Genomic DNA, 22,004 nt, shown 5'->3' with positions numbered 1-22,004 from the left:
GACTCAATTTGACATGACCCGCCCCAATCGCTTCCTTAGCCGGGGATTACGGGAACTCGCAATACATGCGAAGGATTGGGCCAAAAGTGTAAAATGCGCCTTTCAGACAAGGCCGGGCAAGATTCGATGACATCGGAAACGAAGAAGATCCACGCTCCCGAAGCGGATATCGGCGCACGGGCCGCGTGGATTTGGCTTGCGCTGATTGTTGCGGCGGGCGCCGCCTTGCGTCTGAGCCGCATCGGCGCCGAATCGGTGGACCATGAGGAATACATCAGCCTGTGCCATCTCGACGCGCCGAATCTGCTGGCCTTCCTCAAACTGGTCAAGTGGCATTATCCTTTTTCGGCCCCGTTTTCGTTTGCGTTCGAGTATGTATGGTCGCGCGCCGTGGGCACATCGCCGGTCCAAGTCAGGCTGCTTTACGTCCTTGTGGGGACGCTGACGATTCCCGCGGTGTATGCGCTGGGGGCCGAATTTTATCGGGGATCGACACTTGCGCGTCGCGCCGGGCTTGTCGCGGCTCTGTGTGCGGCCTTGTCGCCGGTATATGTTTTCCACTCCCAGGAAGCGCGGCAATATGCGTTTCTCGCGTTTTTAGGACTTTGCTCGATGTATTCATTCCTCCGGGGCATGCGCGATACCGGAGGAAAATGGTGGGTGCTCAACGGCATCGCGAACCTTTGCCTGCTGTGGACCCATCTATTCGGGGTACTGCTGCTTTTCACGGAAGGACTGTTTTTGTTGTGCGGCGCACGCAAGCATGTCCGCCGTCTTGCGGCATGGGGCGTTGCGCATGTCCTGTTGCTGGCGCCGCTGGCGTTGTGGGTGATGACGATAGACGTTCCCCCGGGCGACAACATTTACGCATCCTACCTCAAACCGACATGGCAACAATGGCTGTGGGATATCGTGGCGGACGACGCCGTCTATTTGTTGCGGATTTATCCGCCGGTTTCACCGAACGCATGGCAGGGACCGTTTGCGGCGTGGCGTGAGGCCATTACCGGCATCCGTCCCTGGCTCGGCGGATTATTGGCGGTTTCCTTTTGCGTGGCAATGGTCTGGGCGCTATGGAAAGCCCTGCGCGGGCGTTTCCCCGGGCAACGCGACTGGCTTTTCCTGCTGTTCTGGCCGATCGTTCCCGTGATGACATTGGTTGCCTTGTCGTATCTCTGGCAACCCTGTTACAGCAACCGCTACACGGTTTACGGTTCGCTTGCGATTTACGTCGCGCTGGGCGGCATGCTGGCCTCCATCCCGAACGCGGCGATACGGCGCGCCCACGTCGCGGGAATCGCCCTGCTCTACGCCTATCAGTTGTCGCTGAGCGTTCCCGGTCCCACCCGAACGGATTGGCGGGGCGTCATTGCCCACATCAAGGCCACGGGACAGCCGGGCGACCTGATCCTGATTGAGGATCCGTTCTGGCCGGCCGAATTTAAATTCAACTATCCGGACGCGCCCAATCCGGTAAGCGATGCCTACTCCCGCGATCAATTATGCACGGAGGCCCGGTTCTTTCTGGAGCAATCCGGCCATAACGGCGCATGGATTCTCTTGGTGGACATCCATTTGCGCGGAGGCGGCGACCTCGAACAACGATTGCAGGAGCATAATCTCAAATACACCATGCGCGATTTCCCCGGCGAACGGCGCATCATGGCCTATCGTATAACACGAGGGGATCCACCCATGCCGCCGGTTGCAAAGGCTCTCTTTCCCTCTCTTCCGATAGAAGCCGTTGTCCGGGCCATTTCGCAAAATGCCGATCATCCCGCTCTGAAAACCTTTTGCGAGAGCATTCGATATACACCCGATTTCTCCGGCGGATCGGCCATCCGTCTGGCGATGGCCCTCGCCCTGCACGCCCCCGATGAGACCGCCGTCGCTGCGTTGCAACGGGCGATTCATCTCAATCCGGACCATGCCGTGTCCCTTGCGGATATGTGCGACAGTATCGCGCCCGGCGCTCTGGCCGGCGAAGCGTGGCTGGCCGCCAAGGCAATTGCGCAACAAAACTTTACGGAAGCGGCGATGCTCGCCCGAACAGCGGCCGTTTCCACGCCGACAGATCCGCTACCCTGCTGGTTGCTGTGGCGTGCATTGTCGAATGGAGATGATAGGGATGGCGCGATCGCGGCCATTCGCGAAGCGTACGAACGCGCCGCCGATCTGCCGCCGGCATGGAGTCCGCTTTTTGGACCCGTGTGCGGCGCCATGAGCCATGCCCAGAGCCGCCCCGTGCTTGAATCGTTGCAAAATGCGGGGCTGCCGATCCCGCACGAGTTGATGGAACGCTACCATCTGTTGCCGTTTGAATGTGAATGAGACCGCTTTATTTCTTTCCCGAAGGAACCATTCGGCGGTCGAGCCGGTAGATGAAGGCAAGGACTTCCGCGACGGCGCGGTAGAGCGATTCGGGAATGGGCGCTTCCAGGTCGAGTTTGGACAATGCGGCCACGAGTCCGGGATCTTCATGGACATGAATGCCATTGGCCCGGGCCACTTCGACAATGCGTTCCGCGACAATCCCCGTTCCTTTTGCGATAACACGCGGGGCCGCATCCCGTTGTTCGTCATAGCGAAGGGCCACCGCGCGCGGCCGGCTTTTTTCGCGATCCGTCTTCATGCGGTCACCTGAAGGCCGGCATGGCGGCGAAACAACGCGGCCGTTTCACGCAAGCGGTCGCCGTCCCATTCGGCGATCTGAATCGTGGCCCGATCATATCCCGCTTTTTCGAGTGAGGTCCGCAATTCATTCGCGGCATCGTTCAGCGCCTTGATGACAGCCTCTTCGGTTGCTTGTACACGGCAATGACATTCCCCCCCGCCGGCATAGAGGAGAATCCACAAATTGCCGAGTCGGGTCGTCGTCAAATCGAGCGCAATCGTTGCGTAACCGGAGCGCGACGTGGCTTTTGCCCGTCGTCCGTCCGTCAAAAAATGCACAAGCCCGCCCTGAATGGTTCCCCCGGGCGCAAAAGGAACTTCCGCCACCCAATACGGTATTTCGGTTCCGCGCAGATTCTGCAACTGATTTGCCGTCAGGCGTTCCAGGACACGGCCGATGGCCTCGTCGAAACCGATCCGGCCGCCCTGTGCGCGAAGGTAAGATGTCAATGCCCCGTCATTCCGCATCTGGGCGATTGCGGCACGCACATCCGTCCGCAGCCAATCGGCCAGGCGGTTGGATTCACCCTCGGACATTGCCCGCGCCATGCGTGCTTCCGTGGGCGCGCCGGCCTCGCTCAGCCAATGCCGCAAAACGGATTCGAACGATTCCGGTTCCGACGCCACAAGCCGATTCAGCCATCCGGCCAAGGCCCGTGTTTCAGCGCGCAACGGAACGCCTGCCCGAAGAGCCTCTTCGATTTGCGCGGCGATCCGGCGCAGATCCCCGCCCAGTTGGGATTTCAAGACGAAAAACGAAAGCGCCGCGCGCGCGGCGTCCACGGACGGCGGCAGCGAGGACGGGAGCAATAACGCCGCATTTTCGGGCAATTTCACCGCTCCAAGCGCCTGAAGCAGCGTCTCTACCATGCCGGCCGCGCCCGGGGCCGGCAAAGAAGCAGGAGCCGGAGACGCAGTCGTTTGCGGCGTGATTCGGAATTGAAACGATTGGCCGTCCGGATTGCGGGCAAGGACCTCGGCCGTTACCGCTTGCCCCGAAACAAGACCGCTTTGCGAAGACACTTGCACGCGCAACTGTCCCGCAATCAGGAAAAGCCCCTCGTCGGAGGCATGAATGATCCCCTGCAACACATGACCCACCTGAAGTTGGAAAGCCGCATCCAGCGACGGAGACACACCCGCCGCAGGCAAATACATACCGGATATCAGCATAATTCATTTATCGGCATTGGCCGTCGTTTCCGAAGGCGGGTCATCCACGACCGTCACTCGGTCTCATCACCTTCCGGTTTCTGGCGTTTTTCACGCAAGGTCAGCATGAGCCGCACCTCCCCCTTGCCGACGCCGAGTTCTTGGGCAATCTGCGCGACGCTCATGCCGGCATCGTAGTATTCATGGACCCGCGCGCGAAGCGCCTCCGTTTTCCGGCGGCCATTGCCTGTTTCGGACTCCTCCGTCATGTTCAGCAAGGCGCGGAACGCGGCGCGCGCCCGATCCGGGTCGCGCGGCGATTCGGGGACTTCCCGGGGCGTCTCGAATGTGTCCTCGCTTTCCGTATCGTCGGGCGGCGCGTCAAAAGCCGTCCAACCTTCCAGCAGGCTTGTCAGGGGCATGCTTTCATCCGGCATGGCGATGATCTGAAACAGGGGCGTTTCGTCCGGTTTTGGCGCAGCAGACGGCGCAGCGGGAACGTCCAGCCCGCGATCGATGGCCGCCATCCGCTTTTCCGCGCGGTCAATTTGTTGCGCCAAACGCACTTGCGCCCGGGCCAGTTTGTCCGCCGCCTCGACAACATCCTGCAAGACCTCGCGGATCATCGCCGCTTTCTGTTCGACATTCTTATTGAAATCGCGCGCGAGCGTTTTCTGATCGTGCAGAACGCTTCGCATGGCCTGGAACAAGATGGCGATTTCGGTGAGATTTGAAATCGTGTCGGTGCGAACGGTCTTTTTCACACCGGCCAGGCGGAGATAGAGACCAGCCAGCAATGCAAAGACAATGACAACCGCCACGCCTCCTGCAAACATGAAAAAATCGCTTAGATAAGCCAAGCTGCCTGGCATCTCCACCTCCAAAACAAAACCCGGCGCACAATGACCAAACACACGGGCCAAAACAGCCCAACCGCCCTGTTTCCATCAAGGATACGATTCCTTAGAACACAACTTCCACGCATAATGCGCCGAGGCGGCAAATGAAGAAACTGACGTGGGCATTGCCCACAACCCAGTTTCTCTTCGTGCTCGTCATCGTAATCCTCATCGTGCTCGCACTAAAAACCCTGCGATTTTCGCGCTCGTTAGATCATGGAACTTCAATTGGTTGCACAAATTGCCCCAGACTTTCTTGTTTGTTATAGAAGCCTGATTTTAACGTACTAAACGGTCACGTCGAGAACATGATCCTCGCCGTCCGGCACGGATTTTCTAGGCTGATTCGTTTCCTCTTTATCGCGGCCTCGCCGGCGCCGGCCCATGTAGGGATTGTGCCGCCGCAAATCGCTGTCCACGTCGTCGGCCTTGGCATGGGTCTGTTGCACCTCGGTTTCCGTGGCCACTTGCTGTTCCTGCGTTTCGATGGCCGTCCGTTGCTGCGCCGCCAACGACACGCGATCCACGATTTGCTGTACTCGCTGCGCATGGGTAATTTGCGCAAGCCCGGTCTGCGTATCAATGGGTTGCGGCATCACGCGCCTCCCTGCATGACCTTCCGTAACTGCTTCATCGCGGCGCCGTGAATCTGGCACACACGCGATTCCGACACATTTAGAACCAGCCCGATTTCCTTCAATGTCAGTTCCTGATAATAATACAAATTCAGCACACGTTGCATTTGATCAGGAAGTTGCAGGATGGCCGCCACCAGTCGTTCCTGGCGTTCCTGGTCGAGAAGCGCCTGTTCGGGACTGGCCGCCGTCTGGCCGGACGTGATATCGCCCTTGCGGGTTTCGCCGCGTTCCTCCGAGGGAATATAGTCGTCCAGCGACAGCACGTGCGCCGTCTGCACCTGATTCATCGTTTCCTCGACCATTTCGGCGGCTATGCCCAATTCCGACGCAATTTCGTCAAAGGAGGGTTCGACACCCTTCTCATGCCGCAGTTTTTCCCTCGCGGCTCCGACCTTGCGCGCCATGGTTCGCAGGGATCGCGGCGCCCAGTCCAAGGAACGGATTTGATCGATTATCGCCCCCCGGATGCGGATGGACGCATAGGTTGAAAACTTGATGTCCTGGCGATGATCGAATTTATCCACCGCGTCCAGCAATCCAAGCATGCCCCATCCGATAAGATCGTTCATTTCGATGTTGGAGGGAACATGAATCGCCATCCGTCCGGCAATGTACTTGACGATTCGGACGTAGTGCAACACCAATCGCTCGCGGGCCGCCTCGTCGCCGAATTCCTTGAAACGGACCCAAAGCGCTTTTTCGTCCGGAAGATTCAATGCAGACTCTCGATGCGTTCTTTCGTGCTGATGATTTCGGTTATCCGAAGTCCGAACTTCTCGTCCACCACCACGACATCGCCCCGTGCAATCAGTTTGTCATTGACCAGCAGTTCGACGGGTTCGTCCACAAGCCGACCGACTTGGATAATCGAACCGGGACCCAGCGAAAGGATCTCGCCGATGGGCATTTCGATGCGGCCCAGCCGGGCCGTCGCGACCATCCGGATATCCAAAACCATGTCCAGGTTCGGGGGTAATTCCCGACGGGCCGATTCCCCGACGGCGGCCGGTTTCTCGACCGGTTCTTTGCCCTCCTCCAGTCCGCTCAGAATATCCTGCACTTCTTCCTTGGAGATATCGGCGGCCTTCACATGGCCTTGCGGGCTTTCATCGTTGTTTGCCAGATTCATTGAAAAAACGATCGCTCCCTGACCTTGCAGTCCGTTCGAGGAAAACTCAAACTGCGATCCCACGACATCCCCTGTAAAAGAGGCGAGGGCTTCGGCCGCCGAGGAAGATTCCAAGGTTTCGACAGACACCGACTCCAGCGGCACGACATTTCGTTTGAGCGTTTCCATGAGATAGGTCAAACCGCCGCCCAAACACGATTTGGCCACCTCGCGCAAGACGGCGATATCGTCCGCATCCAGCGCGGACTTGTCCACCGGTTGATTACCCATGGCCCGCGCGGCCATCCACGCCGCGTTTCCGGTTGTGAGGAACAGGGCCACACCGCCGCCGGTTTGCGTGTGTGCGCACAGCATAACCGGCGCCCGTCTCATGATCGCCTCCAGCGCGGGGACATCGAGGGGAACAGGCTCTTCGAGCGAATACGAGAATGAAAGGGACAACATGGCGTCGAAAACATCGAACATCCCCTTCAATAATCCCTCGGCAACGGCACGCGGCAATGGTTCATTCATTGGGAGACCCTCTCAGTCTGCAATAAAACCGCTTAGTTGCACCGCGCTCTGTTCCCGCTGGCGTCCGGGTTCGGCCAGAAAGCGCGGCACGCCCCCAACCGTTACCGTTATGGGACGTTCAGGACTCGAGTCCAGTTGCACGATATCGCCCACTTGCAACCGGGCAACCTCGTACAGCGGCAAGACCGTTTCGCCCAGAATGGCGTCCACGGGCACCAACGCTTTCCGGATGGTGTGCTCGATGGCGGCCCGCGTCAACGATTCTTGTTCGGGCGGCATTTTGCGCATGAAATGCGCCTGTTGCGAAATCTGGTCCAATACGGGCGCCAGCACCACCAGCGGCACGCAGATATTCATGCTGCCCACGATGTCGCCGATATGGATTTCATACCCCACCAGAATCACCATTTCACTGCCCGCCACAATTTGAACGATCAAGGGATCGCTTTCCTGCGTGACGATGCTGCACTGAAATTCAATCAATTGATCCCATGATCGGCGAAGGCTGTCGAGCATCATCAGGGTGATGCGCGCCATGACCCGGTTTTCAATCTCGGTCAATTCACGCGGTTCCGACAACGCCATGCCGCGTCCGCCCAGCAAACGGTCTATGATCGGGAAAACCATGGTCGGACTGTATTCGATGACCGCGTTGCCTTCCAACGGAGACATGTTCACGACGGTCAGCGCCGTCGGACGCGCCACGGACAGAATGAACTCGTCATAAGTAAGTTGATCAATGCTGACCAGATCCACGCGGACGACCGTCCGGAGGAACGGCGGAAACACAATACTGACCTCGCGGGCAAACGCCTCAAAAAGGCTTTGCAGGCCTTTGAGTTGTTCTTTAGACACCCGCTCCGGCCGGCGGAAATCGTACATCGTATGATGCAGTCCTTCCGGCGCCCGTTCGTCACGATGTTCCCCGGCAAGTTCGCCTTCCGCGACCGCGCTGAGCAGAAGGTCTACTTCCTCCTGGCTGAGAATGTCTGCCATGACTGGTGATCTCTTTACGGCCTGGTAAGAAATCGCACTCTACATCGTTTCCCGGAAGGCATGACATGTGCTGCCGATGCCAAACATGGCGAATATGCCGACCGGAACGTCAATTCCTTGTACTGGGATTTTCCTTGTTCACCGTGTTGGAAAAAAGTATAACACAGGCATTCCGCATGCGCAAGACCGCCTGAGATGGATAACATATTGCAGTTGAATGCGATATGGATTTCGCGCAAAGGCCTTTTCCCGCGAAGCCCCAATGTCCGCTTGAATTGGCCCCGGGATTAGCCTATCGTGCGAACGAGAATCGCGTGGAATTGAAGATTCGGAAGCGGCAAGGCCCTGCTTCCGGGAACGAAAAGGAGCAGGCAAGGAACGATGTTGGCATGGATTTTTCGTGGGGGTTTAGCGATACTAATCGCCCTGTTTTTTATTTCATCGGCAAATGCGCAAGAAAATAACACCGCGCCGGACCCGCTTTCCGCATTTTTGTCGCGGATGCCCGCTCCGATACCTCCGGGAACGGTATTGGAACCGCAGTACGCCACGGGAAGATGGTCGCGCCGGATGGGAAATTTCAGCGCCATCATCGTACTGCAGGAAGATACCCGTGAGGCGGCCCGTGTGCGGATTCCATGGCGCCGCCGCGACGTGGATCCCGGCAAGAAGGATGTCATCGTCTACAATGCCGAGACGCGGGAAAGAATACGCAATGTGGTATGGATCGCCATTGAACGCGACCACGGCGAGTTCATATTTCAACCGGAAAACGGCCGTGGCGGCTATGCGGTTTTCTATATGCCCCATACCCTGTCGGGCCCCAATCACCAGGTAACGACCACCTATTTGCCGGCGGATCAGGCGCCGGAGCCCGATCCCGAATGGCTCGCGCGAAACCGGCTGCGGCCCGAAGATTTGGCTTCGGGCGACTGGAAGAACCTGCCGGAGGCGCGGACGTTGTTTATCGAGGCGCGCAGTGAATTTGACCGCATGGATCCGATGGAATTGATCGCCGCGCCGGATGAAATGGACGAACTGGCCGCGGCTTATCCCGAATCGCCTTATCTGGTATTTCCTGAATACCGCCACCATCCAATCGCCATGACGCAAGATATCCCCTACCGTTGGATTCAACGATTGCGCGAACTCAAGGACTCGCCGTTGAACGCCTTTTCGGACAAGGCCGATCCCGGCGAATTTTTCACGTTTCAACTGGGTGTGTATGCCATGCGCCAGGAATTGACCGATATTCGGGTCGAATTTGGCAGCATCGAAGGCATTGCCCCGCCGGAGGCGTTCCGCTGCTTCAACACCACCGGTATTGACTGGATCGGGCGTCCCTTCACCAAAACAGTATCGGTGGACAAGGGCCGGGTCCAGGCCCTGTGGTGCGGCGTGCCGATACCTGCGGACACCCCGCCGGGATTGCACAAGGGCACGGTAACCATTAGACCGGACAACGCGCCGCCCATCGAAGTCGCGCTCAATATCGAAGTCAGCCGGGATCCGGTTGGTGATTCCGGCGATGCCGACCTCTGGCGCAGGGCGCGGCTGCGTTGGCTTGATTCAACCCTCGGCCTCGACGACGAAGTAGTCGCGCCCTATACCCCGCTGGCGCTGAAGGATCGAACGGTCGCATGCCTCGGCCGCGAGGTGCGCTTCGGCTCGATGGGTTGGCCGGAAAGTATTCGGAGCAACGAGCGTGAACTGCTGGCGAGTCCCGTGGCCTTTATTGCCGAAACGGCGGAGGGCATCGTTCCCTGGGACGCCGATTCCGTCTCCCTCACCAAAGAGACGCCGGGCGTCGTCGAATGGGACGCACGCGGCAAGTCGTCCACGTTGGGCATCCGCACGCAGGCCCGGATGGAGTTCGATGGATACATCAATTTCCGGGTGACGGTCTCGGTGAATGCAAAGACGGCCCTCAAGGATCTTCGGCTGGAATTGCCGGTTCGACGCGATGCCGCCGCGTACCTCATGGGCATGGGCCGCAAGGGGGGGCTGCGGCCTGCCGAATGGGATTGGACATGGGATATTCACCGGGCGAACAACAGCCTGTGGATTGGCGATGTGGACGGAGGAATTCAGTGCAAATTAAAGGACAATGACGAAACGTGGAACCTTTATTCATTCGCAAACGGTCTTCCGGCCTCGTGGTCCAACGACGGCAAGGGCGGTTGCCGTGTGCGCGAAAATGGGACCGAACAAGTGTTGATTCAGGCCTTTAGTGGTCCGAGGACGCTTGAGGCCGGCCAAGAACTGTCATTTTCGTTCGGTCTGCTCGTCACGCCCGTCAAACCGCTCGATCCGCGACATTGGAACTGGCGGTATCAACACCAGTATGTTCCCCTAAACGAACTCAAGACCACGCCCGGCAATATCATCAACCTTCATCATGGCACGGAACCCAATCCCTACATCAATTATCCGTTTCGCAAGACCCCGCTCCTGCGCGCCTACACCCAAGCCGCGCACGAAGCCGGCAAGAAGGTTAAGATTTATTACACCGTCCGGGAACTCAGCAACCACACGGCCGAACTCTTCGCGCTGCGGAGTCTCGGCGACGAGATTTTCGTGGACGGACCCGGGGGCGGTTATGCGTGGCTCATCGAGCATCTGGTGGACCATTATGTCCCCGCATGGCATGAACTCAACCTGCCCAACGATGAAATGGATGGCGCCATCGCCACGACCGGCCTCTCGCGCTGGCATAACTATTACATCGAAGGCCTGGCATGGCTATTGAAAAATGTCGAGATAGATGGACTCTATCTCGACGGCATCGGATACGACCGCGCCATCATGCAGCGTGTTCGCAAGGTTATGGAGCGCACGCGGCCCGGCTCGCTGATTGATTTCCACAGCGGCAACAATTTTGTGCCCGAATACGGGCTGTCGAGTCCCGCCAACCAATACATGGAGCATTTCCCGTACATTGACAGCCTCTGGTTCGGTGAAGGTTACGACTACAACGAATCGCCCGATTACTGGCTTGTTGAGATCTCCGGCATCCCCTTCGGCCTTTATGGCGAAATGCTGCAAGGCGGCGGCAATCCCTGGCGCGGCATGATCTACGGCATGACCAACCGTTACGGCTGGCAGGGCGATCCGCGCCCGATTTGGAAACTGTGGGACGACTTCGGCATACAGGACGCAAAAATGATCGGCTACTGGGACAAGGCGTGTCCCGTCGCAACCGGCCATCCCGACATCCTCGCCACGGCCTACGTCAAGGAAGACCGCACGCTTGTCGCCCTTGCCAGTTGGGCCAAGGAATCGGTGGACATTTTGCTCCACATCGAGTGGACTGCGATAGGGCGCAATCCGGCCACGGCCCAAATCCACATGCCTGCCGTCGAATCGTTCCAGGGAGAACGTGCCCTTGCCGCCACGGACCCCATTCCCATCGAGCCGGCCAAGGGCGCGTGGATGATCATCGAATGACGACCGCCCCTGTCATGAGTGGACGAAGTGGAGAAAATAGGCACACCATTGTTTATTCTCATCATGGAGGAAAGGCCGCATGACCAACCGCGAGCGGATTCTTGCGACGCTGCGCCACGAACAGCCCGACCGGACGCCCTATCATATTGGATTCACCCAAGTCGCCTATGCCAAAACCGCCGAATATTTCGGCGATCCGGATTTCGGCGCCAAGTTAGGAAATTGTTTCACCATGCTCGGCACAGCGCCTTCCGGCGCGTGGCGGGAGGTCGAGCCGGACATCTGGCAGGATCAGTTCGGCGTGCGTTGGGATCGGTCCGTGGACAAGGACATCGGGGTCGTCGTCAATCGTCTCGTCACGCCGGAAACGCTCGAATCGTTTCCGTTTCCCGACCCGTACGATCCCTCGCGGTACGCAAACTATCCCGCCGCGACTCGCCCCTGCGACGACCGATTCTATATTGCCGAGATCGGATTTTCGCTTTTCGAGCGCGCGTGGACGCTCGCCGGCATGCCGGAACTCCTCATGGCCATGCATGCGGACAAGGCCTTTGCACACGCATTGTTCGACAAGATTCTCGCATTCAACATCGAAATCATCAAGCGGGCCTGCGCGACCGGCATTGACGCCATGTATTTCGGCGACGACTGGGGACAGCAGCGAGGGCTAATCATGGGTTATCCTCTCTGGAAGGAGTTCATCGCGCCGCGCATTCGCCGCATGTACGAAACCGTAAAGTCGCGCGGCAAATTCGTCGTCATCCATTCCTGCGGAAAAGTGGACGAACTGTTCGAGGATCTCATTTCGTTCCGGCTCGACGTGTTCAACCCGTTCCAGCCGGAAGTCATTGACGTATTCGAGGCAAAGCGCCGCTACGGCGACCGTCTCTGTTTCCACGGCGGCATCAGCACCCAGCGCATTTTGCCTTATGCCACACCGGACGAAACGCGGGAACACGTCAAACGCCTGATCGGCGAAGTCGGTAAAAACGGCGGACTTTTCGCCGCACCGGCCCATGCCATTCCCGCCGACGCCAAACCGGAAAATATCGCCGCCATGCTCGATGTGCTCCAGAACCAATGACACCTCACGACACACCTTTTTTCATTGCCATTGCGGGCGCGTCCTGTTCAGGCAAGAGCACCCTTGCACAGACCCTTTCGGCCCGCTTGCCCGAATCGGCCGTCATTCCGCTCGATGCCTATTACCGGGGTCTTGGACATTTGCCGCTGCCGGAACGGGCACGCTTCAATTTCGACGCGCCGAACGCGATCGAGCACGAACTCCTCGGAAAACATCTGCGCGCCCTCAAGCGGGGCCAATCCGTCGAGATCCCCGTGTACGATTATACGACGCATACCCGCGCCGCCTCGACGCATACCATCGTGCCGGTTCCATGGATCGTCATTGAAGGCGTATTGGCCCTTTACTGGCAATCCATCCGAAAAAAGGCCGGGCTCAAGGTTTTCCTCGAAACGCCGCCCGGTCTCTGTCTCGAACGCCGCATCGCGCGGGATACCCGGGAACGCGGACGAAGCGAGCCATCCATTAGACAGCAGTATGCGGCCACCGTCCAGCCGATGTTCGAGCGGTATTGCGCGCCGACGGCCCGGTTCGCGGACCTGACGCTTCCGGGCGATGGGACGGTGGACGATGCCGTGGAAAAAATCGTGGCTTTTTTGGAACATCGCATACATACTTGGAAAATGAATGCGGCAAAGTTAGGACCATGTGGACCCGCATGAAACGCGCAATCAAACTGACCGTCCTCATCGCCGCCGAAACGATAATGGTCATGGCGGGCATCATGGCATTGGTGTTGCTCTTCGCGCCCGGTTGGCACAACACGCTCGACATGCGCGGCGACGCCTATTGGAAACTCTTTTTTCTGCATCAATCGTCGGGATTGCATCCCGAACTCCAAGCCTTTTGGCAGCATGAGGTCCACCCGACCCTCGGCTGGGTCCCCAAAAAAAATTTTCGGGGCGGCGGTCCCAACAACGACAGCGAAACCACCAACAATCGCGGCCATCGTGCAAGCATGGACTATGCGCCGCATCCCGAAAAATACACGGTCGTCGTATTGGGCGACTCCTTCACCTACGGATCATGGGCGCCCGACCGGGAGGTGTGGCCGGCGATTTTGCAGCAACTCGACGATCGCCTGCATGTGATCAACCTCGCCGTCGGCGGCTACGGCGTGGATCAGATGTACCTCATGCTGCGCGATACCATTACGGAATACAAGCCCCGGCTGGTCGTGTTTGCGCTGATTTCGGACGATCTGAACCGATCGCTGTTATCCTTTCGGGAATGCCGCAAGCCGAGATTTGTCATCGGTAACAACGGGGAACTAATCCTGGCCAACACCCCCATAGGCGACCTCGGCGACACCCGGAAACGCCTGAAAGACCAATACGGACTTCTCCTCGCCCGATTCCGTCTTGAACACGAAAACCGCCTCTTCCTGCAACGGGTACGCAGTGGCGAATTTGACCGGGAATGGGAGGCGCTCAATGAAAAAATCATCGAAAGCGCTTTTCGCTGCGCCGGTGATCATGGAAGCGAATTCCTCCTGGTTCATCTTGGATCTGGACCGGAAATAACCCACCAGACAACCGGAGAGTATTTCCCGGCACAAGCCGAAAAGTTTTGCGCGAAAGTGGCGCAAAAGTTTCACATTCCCTATCTCCTAACGCGCAAAGCATTTCTCGAAGCCGGCGAAAACTGGACAAGTGGACACTATGGTGCGCCGGAGGCGCGCTTCGTCGCCGGACTGGTTTACGATCGCATCCGTCAAATGCCTTCATGGCGCGAATAGCGTAAACGTCCGATGAAACGACGCGCCAGCACGGGATGCGCGTCAGCAGAGGTCATTGTTTCACACGCGGAACGAAAGGGTAAGACGCCGTTCACAGGATATTTACCGAATAATGGGTCCGTGAGGGGAGTACGTGAAAAATACTGAGTATCATAGAAAAAAATCCGTAATAATTACTGATTATTTTAATAGTTTTCATGAAGTATGCTTTGACTTCCTTAATGGAAAAGCCGCAATTCAGTAAAAGGCTTCTTGAGCAGTAACTTGGAAGTGTGTAGTATATGAATCGAAGAGAATTCATGGCTGCGGTCGCGGGCGGGGCGGCTACAGTCGGCGGGGTTGTTTGTACGTCCTTTCCAGCCCATGCGAGTGATTCCGCCACTGGCGCATCAGGCAATCAAATCGGAGTCTTGGTTGACACGACCAAGTGCATCGGCTGCCGCAAATGCGAGTATGCGTGCGCCCGCGCCAATCGCCCGAATGGGACATCCATCGAGTCGTACAAGGACATGTCCGTTTTCGACTCCCCCCGGCGCATGACGCATGACGCGCTGACGGTGGTCAACCGACATGCCAATCCGGTCAACCCGTCGGAGCCCATTTATGTAAAATCCCAATGCATGCATTGTTTGCGGCCCAATTGCGTGTCGGCATGCATTGTGGGCGCGCTGCATAAAAAATCGAACGGAACCGTTAGTTACGATGTGTCGAAATGTATCGGTTGCCGATACTGCATGCTGGCATGCCCCTTCGAAGTGCCTGCTTACGAGTACAATAATATCCTCGCGCCCAAGGTGCAGAAATGCACATTCTGCTACGAAACCTACCAAGCGCGAGGCGAACCACCGGCGTGCGTGCAGATATGTCCGCCAAACTGTCTGACCTTCGCCACGCGCGACGATTTGCTCGAAATGGCTCATGCGAAAATCGAAGCGGATCCGGACGCCTATTATCCGCACGTGTACGGCGAAGCGGAAGCGGGCGGCACGTCTTGGCTTTATCTGACCAGCCGCCCGGCGGAAGAACTGGGCTTTCTCAAAGTGCCCGCACACCCGTTGCCGCACTTGACGGAGAATCTCCAGCACAGCATCTTCAAATACGGCATTCCCCCGATGCTCCTCTATGGCCTGCTGGCCATCGCCATGAAAGTGAGCGAGGCGGAAGAAAAAACAGAACCATCGAAAGCGCCGCACGAATGAGCCACCATCCTCGCGAACCGATTCCCGTGAAATTCTGGACGCCCGGCGTGTATCTGCTTTGTGGAATTGCGGCGGCCGGAGTGATGGCGGCCCTGTATCGCCTTGTATTTGGCCTTCAAGCCTCGACAAATCTCACCGATCGCTTTCCATGGGGCATTTGGATCGCCTACGACGTCGAAGGCCGCGTGGCTCTGTCGGCGGGCGGCTTTACCATGGCGGCGTTGACCCACGTTTTCAACCGGCACAAATACGAGCCGATCGTGCGATCGGCGTTGCTGGTCGCCCTGCTTGGTTATTCGTGCGCGGTCGTCGGGCTTCTGATGGATTTGGGACGTTATTACAATGCGTGGCATCCGGCCATGCCGTGGATGTGGCAGGGTAATTCGGTCCTGTTCGAAGTGGGCATGTGCGTCATGGCATACCTGACGGTCCTGTATCTCGAATTTTCGCCGATGTTCATTGAGCGATTTGCGGGCCGGGTAAATTTGCCCGGGCCGTTGTCGCGATTGAACCGGGTTTCCAACGAGTTTCTTGCGACAGGCGGGAGCATTGTGACGAAGATCATGTTCCTAATCCTGATTCTCGGCGTCGTCTTGTCGTGTATGCACCAGAGCGCCTTGGGATCGTTGATTTTAGTTGCGCCCTACAAGACCAGTCCACTGTGGTGGACGCCGGTCCTGCCGGGCCTCTTTTTGTTGTCGGCCATCGCGGTCGGATTCCCGATGGTCATTTTCGAACAGTTGTACGCAGCGTGGTCGTTCAACCGGAAACCCCCGATGGATTTACTCGGTTCGTTGGCCAAATTGGGTGCGTTGTTTCTGGGGCTCTACGCCCTTGCCAAGATTTCCGACTTCACGATACGCGGTGCCTTTGAGCATTTTTTCCCGTTGTCGCTGGCCTCTGTAATGCTGGCCATCGAAGTCGTGGCCGGAGTGCTTGTGCCGTTGGTGATGCTGGTTTCCCGCCGGGTACGCAAGTCTCCCGCCTTGCTGATGTCCGCCTGTTCCCTGATTATTGCGGGCATCATCCTGAACCGTCTGAATGTCTTTCTGATTGCCTATCGCCCGCCGTATATGACCAAAGCATATTTCCCAAGCCTTGTGGAAATTTTAGTCAGTCTGGGACTGACCGCTACATTGATTTTGGCGTATCGCGCGGCCGTCACCATCTTTCCCGTTTTGACACGGCAGGACGCGGCGGCTGGCACGGAGGCTTCCCATGCGAAATAAGGCCGAAACCATGGGGCATCCAGCCGTGAGTAAATCCGCTTCAATGTGCCTTGTCTTTGTCGCGATGGCGGCAGTCGTTCTCGTTGCACGTTCCCTCTCAGCGGAAATGCATGCAAAACCGGGAAACGATTGCTCTCCCTGCCATACGTGTGAAAAGCCCACGAAGGAAGATCCGTGCCTGAAGAAATGCCTTCGCCCGGAGATGAAGGATGCCGATAAAAGATTCGCGGAAAGCCAGTCCGCGCCCGACGTCATCCTGATTGACAAAATGTCCGAACTGTATATGCCGGTGGTATTTCCGCACCGGCTTCATGCGGCCATGGAAGCGATGTCGGACGGGTGCGAAATCTGCCACCACCATGAGGAGGCCACAGCCGAAAAGCCGCAGCCTTGCAGCGCATGCCACGGCGACTTTACCCAGCCCGGCAATCTCTGGAAGCCCGGGCTGCGGGGCGCATACCATCGCCAGTGCCTTTCGTGCCATCGCGATTGGAGCGGTTCAACCGATTGCATCAAATGTCACGAGGAACGTGAGCCGGGCCAGCCCATCGAACCGAAGCCGGATCTATCCGATACGACTGGAAAACTTCATCCCAACGTCGCGGAACCCGACAAGTTGATCTACCGGACGCCCGGTCTCGAAGAAGGCATGCTGGTCACGTTCAACCACAAGGAACATGTCCAAGTCTTCGGAAAACGATGCGTGAACTGTCATCGCCAGGAAAACTGCAATCGCTGCCACAACCGAAACGGCGACGCCCCAAAACATGTACGGGACGATCCCCATCAGGACTGCGCAGGCTGCCATGCCGTGGACGGCGACTGTTCGCAATGTCATATGAAGACGGAATCGCCCGGATTCAATCACGAGAAGCGAACGGGGTTTGAACTGAAATCCTATCATAAAGGCGTGGCGTGCAAGGCTTGTCACAAAGACCCCGCGACCTACAAGGGCCTCCGGCGCGAGTGCTCGGCATGTCACGCGGCCGATTGGTCTCCCCCGAATTTCGACCACGCCAAGAGCGGGAAAATCACACTGGATGAAAATCACGCGGGTACGGATTGCGCCGGATGCCATCCGAACGGCATGGGCGCGCCCATCAACTGCGAAGCCTGCCACGAAAAAACGTTTGTATACCCCCAAAAATCCCCCGGGGCGCCCGTCGGTGCGCCGGCTCCGGAACAGCCACCGTCCCCTCCCCAGTCATAGCGCGTATCATGGAAAGACCGGCGGGTAGCCTGGCGTCACGGCTGCGTAGCGCAAGATGGGTTGTCCAGCCTGTTCAAGAAAACCTTCAGTGACGGACGGGAACGCCGTGGGCGGCAAGGTACTCCTTGGCTTCGCGGATGGTGTATTCCTGATAATGGAAAATGGAGGCGGCAAGAACGGCATCGGCGCGTCCTTCGACCAGCCCCTCGCGGAGATGTTCCAGGGTTCCCGCTCCCCCGCTGGCGATAACGGGAATGCCGACCGCGTCGGCAATTGCGCGCGTGAGGGGAATATCGTAACCGTTTTTTGTGCCATCGCAATCCATCGCCGTGAGCAGGATTTCACCCGCGCCGCGTTTCTCCGCCTCGATGGCCCACGCGACCGGTTCGAGCGGCGTGGGACGTCCCCCTTCCCGCCCGCCGTGGCTGTGCACGACATAAGAGCCATCGGATTGCCGTTTGGCGTCTATTGCAACCACAATGCACTGCGAGCCAAAGCGGCGGGACGACTCATCAATGAAGTTCGGATTCTCGATGGCGGGGGTGTTGATCGAAACCTTGTCGGCGCCCGCGGCAAGCAGACGGCGAATGTCCTCGATAGTGCGGATGCCGCCGCCGACGCATAGCGGCATGAACACCTGCTCGGCGGTGCGGCGCACGACATCGAGCATCGTGTCGCGGTTGTCGGTCGAGGCGCGAATGTCGAGGAAAACAATTTCGTCGGCCTCTTCCTCGTCGTACCGCCGGGCAATTTCGACAGGGTCGCCCGCGTCGCGAAGCCCAAGGAACTTGACGCCTTTGACCACACGGCCGTCGGCCACATCCAGACAGGGAATCACACGTTTGGCCAGCATCGAGTCGTTATTCCTCCTTGGGTTCCGTTTGCGGGCGATCCGGGGCGTTCCATTCTTGAAAACCGCCCAAGGGCCTATCATCGCAGGCCGACTTGTCCGCTTCACCATTGACGGGTCCCCTGTCAATCGGCGGCTCGGCATCGGACGCGGGCGACTCCCCCTCGGTCACGGGAGACCACTCATTCCCAACGCCATCGGCTGCCGGTTCCGCACCTTCGGCCACTTCGTCCTCCATGGACCCATCAAAGGGCGCGGGCGTATCCTTTGGTTCACCGCGATTCCATGCCCCCTCGGATTCACAGGCCGCCGGCGCCTCTTGCGGTGAAACGGACGTTTCGGCCACCGGTTCCTGTTCCTGCACCGAAGGAACCGCCGAGGAAACCGCAACAGCCGCCGCAGCCGGCACGGCCTCATCATGGGTGGCATGTTCTTCTTGTTTGGCCGGCGGCACCGGCTTGGCGTCCATGACAATGCCACGCACGTTGAGGTCTACCGTGGTAACGTCCTCGACCCCGAGCATGTTCACGGCGGTATCGGTCAAATAATCGGTAATACGATTGGCAATTTCTCGCGCACTGGACGGCGATGCGCCCTTGTAGACCAACACGTCGGCCTTGACTCGGACCCTGCGGCGGTCATCGGCGGGCACCACGCGAATGCGGATTTTCTTCACTTCCGGCATTTTGTTGACCATGCGGGTAAGAGTGGACTCGACGGAATCGAGTTCGATGGTCACATCGCCATGCACCCCCGGAAACGTAATCACGTTGTGCCGGTAGGCGCCCCGTCCCGGCCACAAACCGATGAGGCCCGCCAGAATGGCGACGAGGCCGAATGCAAAACCGTACGGCGTCCACACGTGGATCTTGAACGCGGAAAAAATCATCGCGCGCAAAGAAGCATCCCACCACATCGCGGCAATCAGCGCGCCGCCGCACACCATGCATAACGCAATCAGTTTGAACAGAAAACGATGCACAAATCTCATGACCCTGAACCTTTCCGCGCCGCACGGGCGCAGGTCTGTCCGCCGAGGCGGGTTGTCTACCGTCGAATACCGGTGATGCGCACATTGACGCGCCCCAACGGCTGGCGCGTTGCATTCCGGACGGCGTTACGGACCGATTTCTGAACCTCAACGCCCAGTTGCCGCAGATTGTTGTGGCGTGCAGCCACGATCGCCACGTCAATGTTGACCCAGCCTTGCCGGTCAATGCACGCCACCGCGCCCGCCGGACGCCGGACGCCTATCCGCTCGCACCACGTGGAGCGCAACCGATGCACGCCTTCTTGGCGCAGCGCCTGCTCACCCGCGATTCGGGCGCAAACGCTCTCAAGTTTTTGAACGTCAACATTCATGTCCAATGCTCATGCCCTATGGGGCGTGTACGATAAATCTCTCGTTCGTTGATCATGGGACAGCATCTCCTGCCCGTCCCGCGCCCTTTCATCCAACGCGCTCGATGTAGGTGGCGGTGCGGGTATCCACTTTGATGACGGTGCCTTCCTGGATGTAGAGGGGCACCTGGACGACGGCGCCGGTTTCAAGCGTGGCAGGTTTGGTTCCGCCGGTCGCGCGGTCGCCTTGGAATCCGGGATCGCATTGGGTGATGGCCAGTTCGACGAAAAAGGGCGGTTCGAGCGAGAGGCACTTGCCCTTGTAAAAAAGCAGGGTGGCATCGGTGTTTTCCTTGAGCCACTTGCTGGCGTCGCCCATGATTTCCTCGCCGACGGCGAGTTGCTCGAAACTTTCCTTGTGCATAAAGTGGTAGAGGTCGCCGTCGTGGTAAAGGTATTGCCAGACCTGTTGTTCGAGTTCGGCCTCCTCGAATTTTTCGCCGGATCGGAAGGTTTTTTCGAGCACGCGGCCTGTAAGGACGTTTTTGAACTTGGTGCGGACAAAGGCCCCGCCCTTACCGGGTTTCACGTGCTGGAATTCAACGATCTGCATCAGATCGCCCTCGAGTTCCACGACCATCCCATTTTTGAAATCCGCCGTCGAAATCATGCGTTCAATACCTTCAATGCTTTTGGGGTGCGGGTCAACACCTCGCAGCCCTGTTCCGTCACCACAACCAAATCTTCGATGCGCACGCCACCTTGTCCCGGCAGGTACACGCCCGGCTCGACGGTCACGACCATGCCCGGCTCGAGCACGACTTCCGATTCGGCGTTCAGACGCGGTCCTTCGTGAATTTCGATGCCGACGCCATGGCCGAGTCCGTGGCCGAAGTGCACGCCGTAGCCGCGGAATTGAATCATGTCGCGCGCGACCGCATCCACGTCGCAGCACCGCGCGCCGGGCCGGACCGCTTGGACAGCCGCCATCTGCGCGTCGAAGACGGTCTCATACACCGCTTCAAACCAAGCGCCGGGGATCGTACCGCAGGCATAGGTGCGAGTCAAGTCCGAACAGTAGCCGCGATACCGGCAGCCGAGATCGATCAAGACCGTATCGCCATGTTTCAGGCGCGTTTCACCGGGGCTTCCGTGCGGCATCGAGGTGCGCGCGCCAAATAGGACAATCGTGTCGAATGACGCGCCGGACGCGCCACGCGCCTTGAATTCGTATTCGAGACGCGCGGCCACTTCCGCCTCGGTCACGCCTTCCCGGAGGTCTTCCAAGACGTGGGCCAGCGCCGCCTCCTTCAATTCGGACGCGGCGCGCAATGCGTCAATTTCCTCCGGCGACTTGATCATACGCAGCCGGGCAACAAGGCTGTCCGCGGAATTCAGGGATCCAGGAAAGGCTTTTTGCAGGGCTGTCATTTGAGCGACGGTCCAGTTGTTTGGATCGTATGTGACCGAGGAGACGCCCATGCCCGCCAGCCGCTCGCCCATGCGGGTAATCAAGTTACCCGAAACTTCCGAGACGCGAAAGGCCACGACCTGCTGTCGCGCCTGTTCGGTGTACCGCGAATCGCACAGAAATTCCGCGGCGTCCGTTGTTACAATCACGCCTGACGTGCTGCCGGTAAAACCGGTAAGGTATTGATTGTCCGGTGGAGCGATGCTCGCAAAGGCGTCGCTCTCCAACCCTGCCAGCGCCCTGCGCAGCCCTTCAAGTCGGGATGTAAAGTTATTTTCCATGTTGGGTCTCCGCTGTCGCGGGGTGAAGTGTACAATCGAACGTCGCGCCGGTGCGAATTGATGGACGATGTGGACGGTGTGGACGAATGGACGGTGAGGCCAATCGAGTAGGGGGGGGGGTTGCCCCTCTCCCCCTCTCACACCACCGGGCATA

General features: G+C 58.4%; 20 protein-coding genes. 8 read left to right on the top strand and 12 right to left on the bottom strand.

What is annotated here, in order from left to right; all coding sequences use genetic code 11:
* Positions 1-126 precede the first annotated feature (126 nt).
* On the top strand, positions 127-2,331 hold the full coding sequence (locus P5540_18160) for a glycosyltransferase family 39 protein (GenBank protein ID HRT66742.1): 2,205 nt from the start codon (positions 127-129) through the stop codon (positions 2,329-2,331).
* 7 nt (positions 2,332-2,338) lie between these two features.
* On the opposite strand, the gene P5540_18155 is transcribed toward P5540_18160, so the two are convergent.
* The 7 genes from P5540_18155 to fliM all read right to left on the bottom strand — a co-directional run bounded on the left by P5540_18155 (position 2,339) and on the right by fliM (position 8,000).
* Positions 2,339-2,632: an EscU/YscU/HrcU family type III secretion system export apparatus switch protein gene (locus P5540_18155; GenBank protein HRT66741.1), complete on the bottom strand. Its 294-nt coding sequence runs from the start codon at positions 2,630-2,632 to the stop codon at positions 2,339-2,341.
* Complete coding sequence (locus P5540_18150; GenBank protein ID HRT66740.1) at positions 2,629-3,846, bottom strand: flagellar hook-length control protein FliK; 1,218 nt, start codon at positions 3,844-3,846, stop codon at positions 2,629-2,631. Before P5540_18150 ends, P5540_18155 begins: the two co-directional genes overlap by 4 nt.
* A gap of 53 nt (positions 3,847-3,899) precedes the next feature.
* Complete coding sequence (locus tag P5540_18145; GenBank protein HRT66739.1) at positions 3,900-4,697, bottom strand: hypothetical protein; 798 nt, start codon at positions 4,695-4,697, stop codon at positions 3,900-3,902.
* A 314-nt stretch (positions 4,698-5,011) separates the two neighbouring features.
* Positions 5,012-5,320 carry a hypothetical protein gene (locus P5540_18140; protein ID HRT66738.1) on the bottom strand — a complete coding sequence of 103 codons (309 nt, stop codon included), beginning with the start codon at positions 5,318-5,320 and terminating at the stop codon, positions 5,012-5,014.
* On the bottom strand, positions 5,320-6,078 hold the full coding sequence (locus P5540_18135; GenBank protein ID HRT66737.1) for a FliA/WhiG family RNA polymerase sigma factor: 759 nt from the start codon (positions 6,076-6,078) through the stop codon (positions 5,320-5,322). Before P5540_18135 ends, P5540_18140 begins: the two co-directional genes overlap by 1 nt.
* Complete coding sequence (fliN, locus tag P5540_18130) at positions 6,075-7,004, bottom strand: flagellar motor switch protein FliN (protein ID HRT66736.1); 930 nt, start codon at positions 7,002-7,004, stop codon at positions 6,075-6,077. The genes P5540_18135 and fliN overlap by 4 nt, the downstream gene beginning before the upstream one ends.
* A gap of 12 nt (positions 7,005-7,016) precedes the next feature.
* A complete protein-coding gene (fliM, locus tag P5540_18125; GenBank protein HRT66735.1) occupies positions 7,017-8,000 on the bottom strand; it encodes a flagellar motor switch protein FliM in 984 nt (327 codons plus the stop codon).
* Positions 8,001-8,570: 570 nt separating this feature from the next.
* On the opposite strand from fliM, the gene P5540_18120 reads away from it, so the two are divergent.
* From P5540_18120 to P5540_18090, 7 genes are all read left to right on the top strand, one after another.
* Positions 8,571-11,447, top strand: coding sequence for a DUF6067 family protein (locus tag P5540_18120; GenBank protein HRT66734.1), 2,877 nt, complete (start codon positions 8,571-8,573; stop codon positions 11,445-11,447).
* A 79-nt stretch (positions 11,448-11,526) separates the two neighbouring features.
* The gene (locus P5540_18115) at positions 11,527-12,531 is read left to right on the top strand and encodes a uroporphyrinogen decarboxylase family protein (GenBank protein ID HRT66733.1); all 1,005 of its coding nucleotides are present in this window, start codon (positions 11,527-11,529) and stop codon (positions 12,529-12,531) included.
* Positions 12,528-13,193, top strand: coding sequence for a uridine kinase (gene udk / locus P5540_18110; protein HRT66732.1), 666 nt, complete (start codon positions 12,528-12,530; stop codon positions 13,191-13,193). The genes P5540_18115 and udk overlap by 4 nt, the downstream gene beginning before the upstream one ends.
* Positions 13,190-14,269, top strand: coding sequence for an SGNH/GDSL hydrolase family protein (locus tag P5540_18105; GenBank protein ID HRT66731.1), 1,080 nt, complete (start codon positions 13,190-13,192; stop codon positions 14,267-14,269). Before udk ends, P5540_18105 begins: the two co-directional genes overlap by 4 nt.
* A gap of 281 nt (positions 14,270-14,550) precedes the next feature.
* Positions 14,551-15,468 (top strand): 4Fe-4S dicluster domain-containing protein, encoded by a 918-nt coding sequence (locus P5540_18100; GenBank protein HRT66730.1) that lies wholly within the window; start codon positions 14,551-14,553, stop codon positions 15,466-15,468.
* Positions 15,465-16,697, top strand: coding sequence for a Ni/Fe-hydrogenase cytochrome b subunit (gene hybB / locus P5540_18095; protein ID HRT66729.1), 1,233 nt, complete (start codon positions 15,465-15,467; stop codon positions 16,695-16,697). The genes P5540_18100 and hybB overlap by 4 nt, the downstream gene beginning before the upstream one ends.
* Positions 16,687-17,907, top strand: coding sequence for a cytochrome c3 family protein (locus P5540_18090; GenBank protein ID HRT66728.1), 1,221 nt, complete (start codon positions 16,687-16,689; stop codon positions 17,905-17,907). Before hybB ends, P5540_18090 begins: the two co-directional genes overlap by 11 nt.
* Before the next feature lie 85 nt (positions 17,908-17,992).
* Here P5540_18090 and hisF read toward each other — a convergent pair whose 3' ends face one another.
* The 5 genes from hisF to P5540_18065 form a co-directional block, all read right to left on the bottom strand.
* The gene (hisF, locus tag P5540_18085; protein HRT66727.1) at positions 17,993-18,760 is read right to left on the bottom strand and encodes an imidazole glycerol phosphate synthase subunit HisF; all 768 of its coding nucleotides are present in this window, start codon (positions 18,758-18,760) and stop codon (positions 17,993-17,995) included.
* Positions 18,761-18,767: 7 nt separating this feature from the next.
* Positions 18,768-19,748, bottom strand: coding sequence for a hypothetical protein (locus tag P5540_18080; protein ID HRT66726.1), 981 nt, complete (start codon positions 19,746-19,748; stop codon positions 18,768-18,770).
* Positions 19,749-19,804: 56 nt separating this feature from the next.
* Positions 19,805-20,119, bottom strand: coding sequence for an Asp23/Gls24 family envelope stress response protein (locus P5540_18075; protein HRT66725.1), 315 nt, complete (start codon positions 20,117-20,119; stop codon positions 19,805-19,807).
* Positions 20,120-20,207: 88 nt separating this feature from the next.
* Positions 20,208-20,768: an elongation factor P gene (gene efp / locus P5540_18070; GenBank protein HRT66724.1), complete on the bottom strand. Its 561-nt coding sequence runs from the start codon at positions 20,766-20,768 to the stop codon at positions 20,208-20,210.
* The gene (locus P5540_18065; GenBank protein ID HRT66723.1) at positions 20,765-21,850 is read right to left on the bottom strand and encodes a Xaa-Pro peptidase family protein; all 1,086 of its coding nucleotides are present in this window, start codon (positions 21,848-21,850) and stop codon (positions 20,765-20,767) included. Before P5540_18065 ends, efp begins: the two co-directional genes overlap by 4 nt.
* Positions 21,851-22,004 lie beyond the last annotated feature (154 nt).

This window comes from Candidatus Hydrogenedentota bacterium, from assembly GCA_035450225.1.
Taxonomy (GTDB): Bacteria; Hydrogenedentota; Hydrogenedentia; order Hydrogenedentales; family SLHB01; genus DSVR01.
This window is presented reverse-complemented; position numbering and strand designations above follow the sequence as displayed.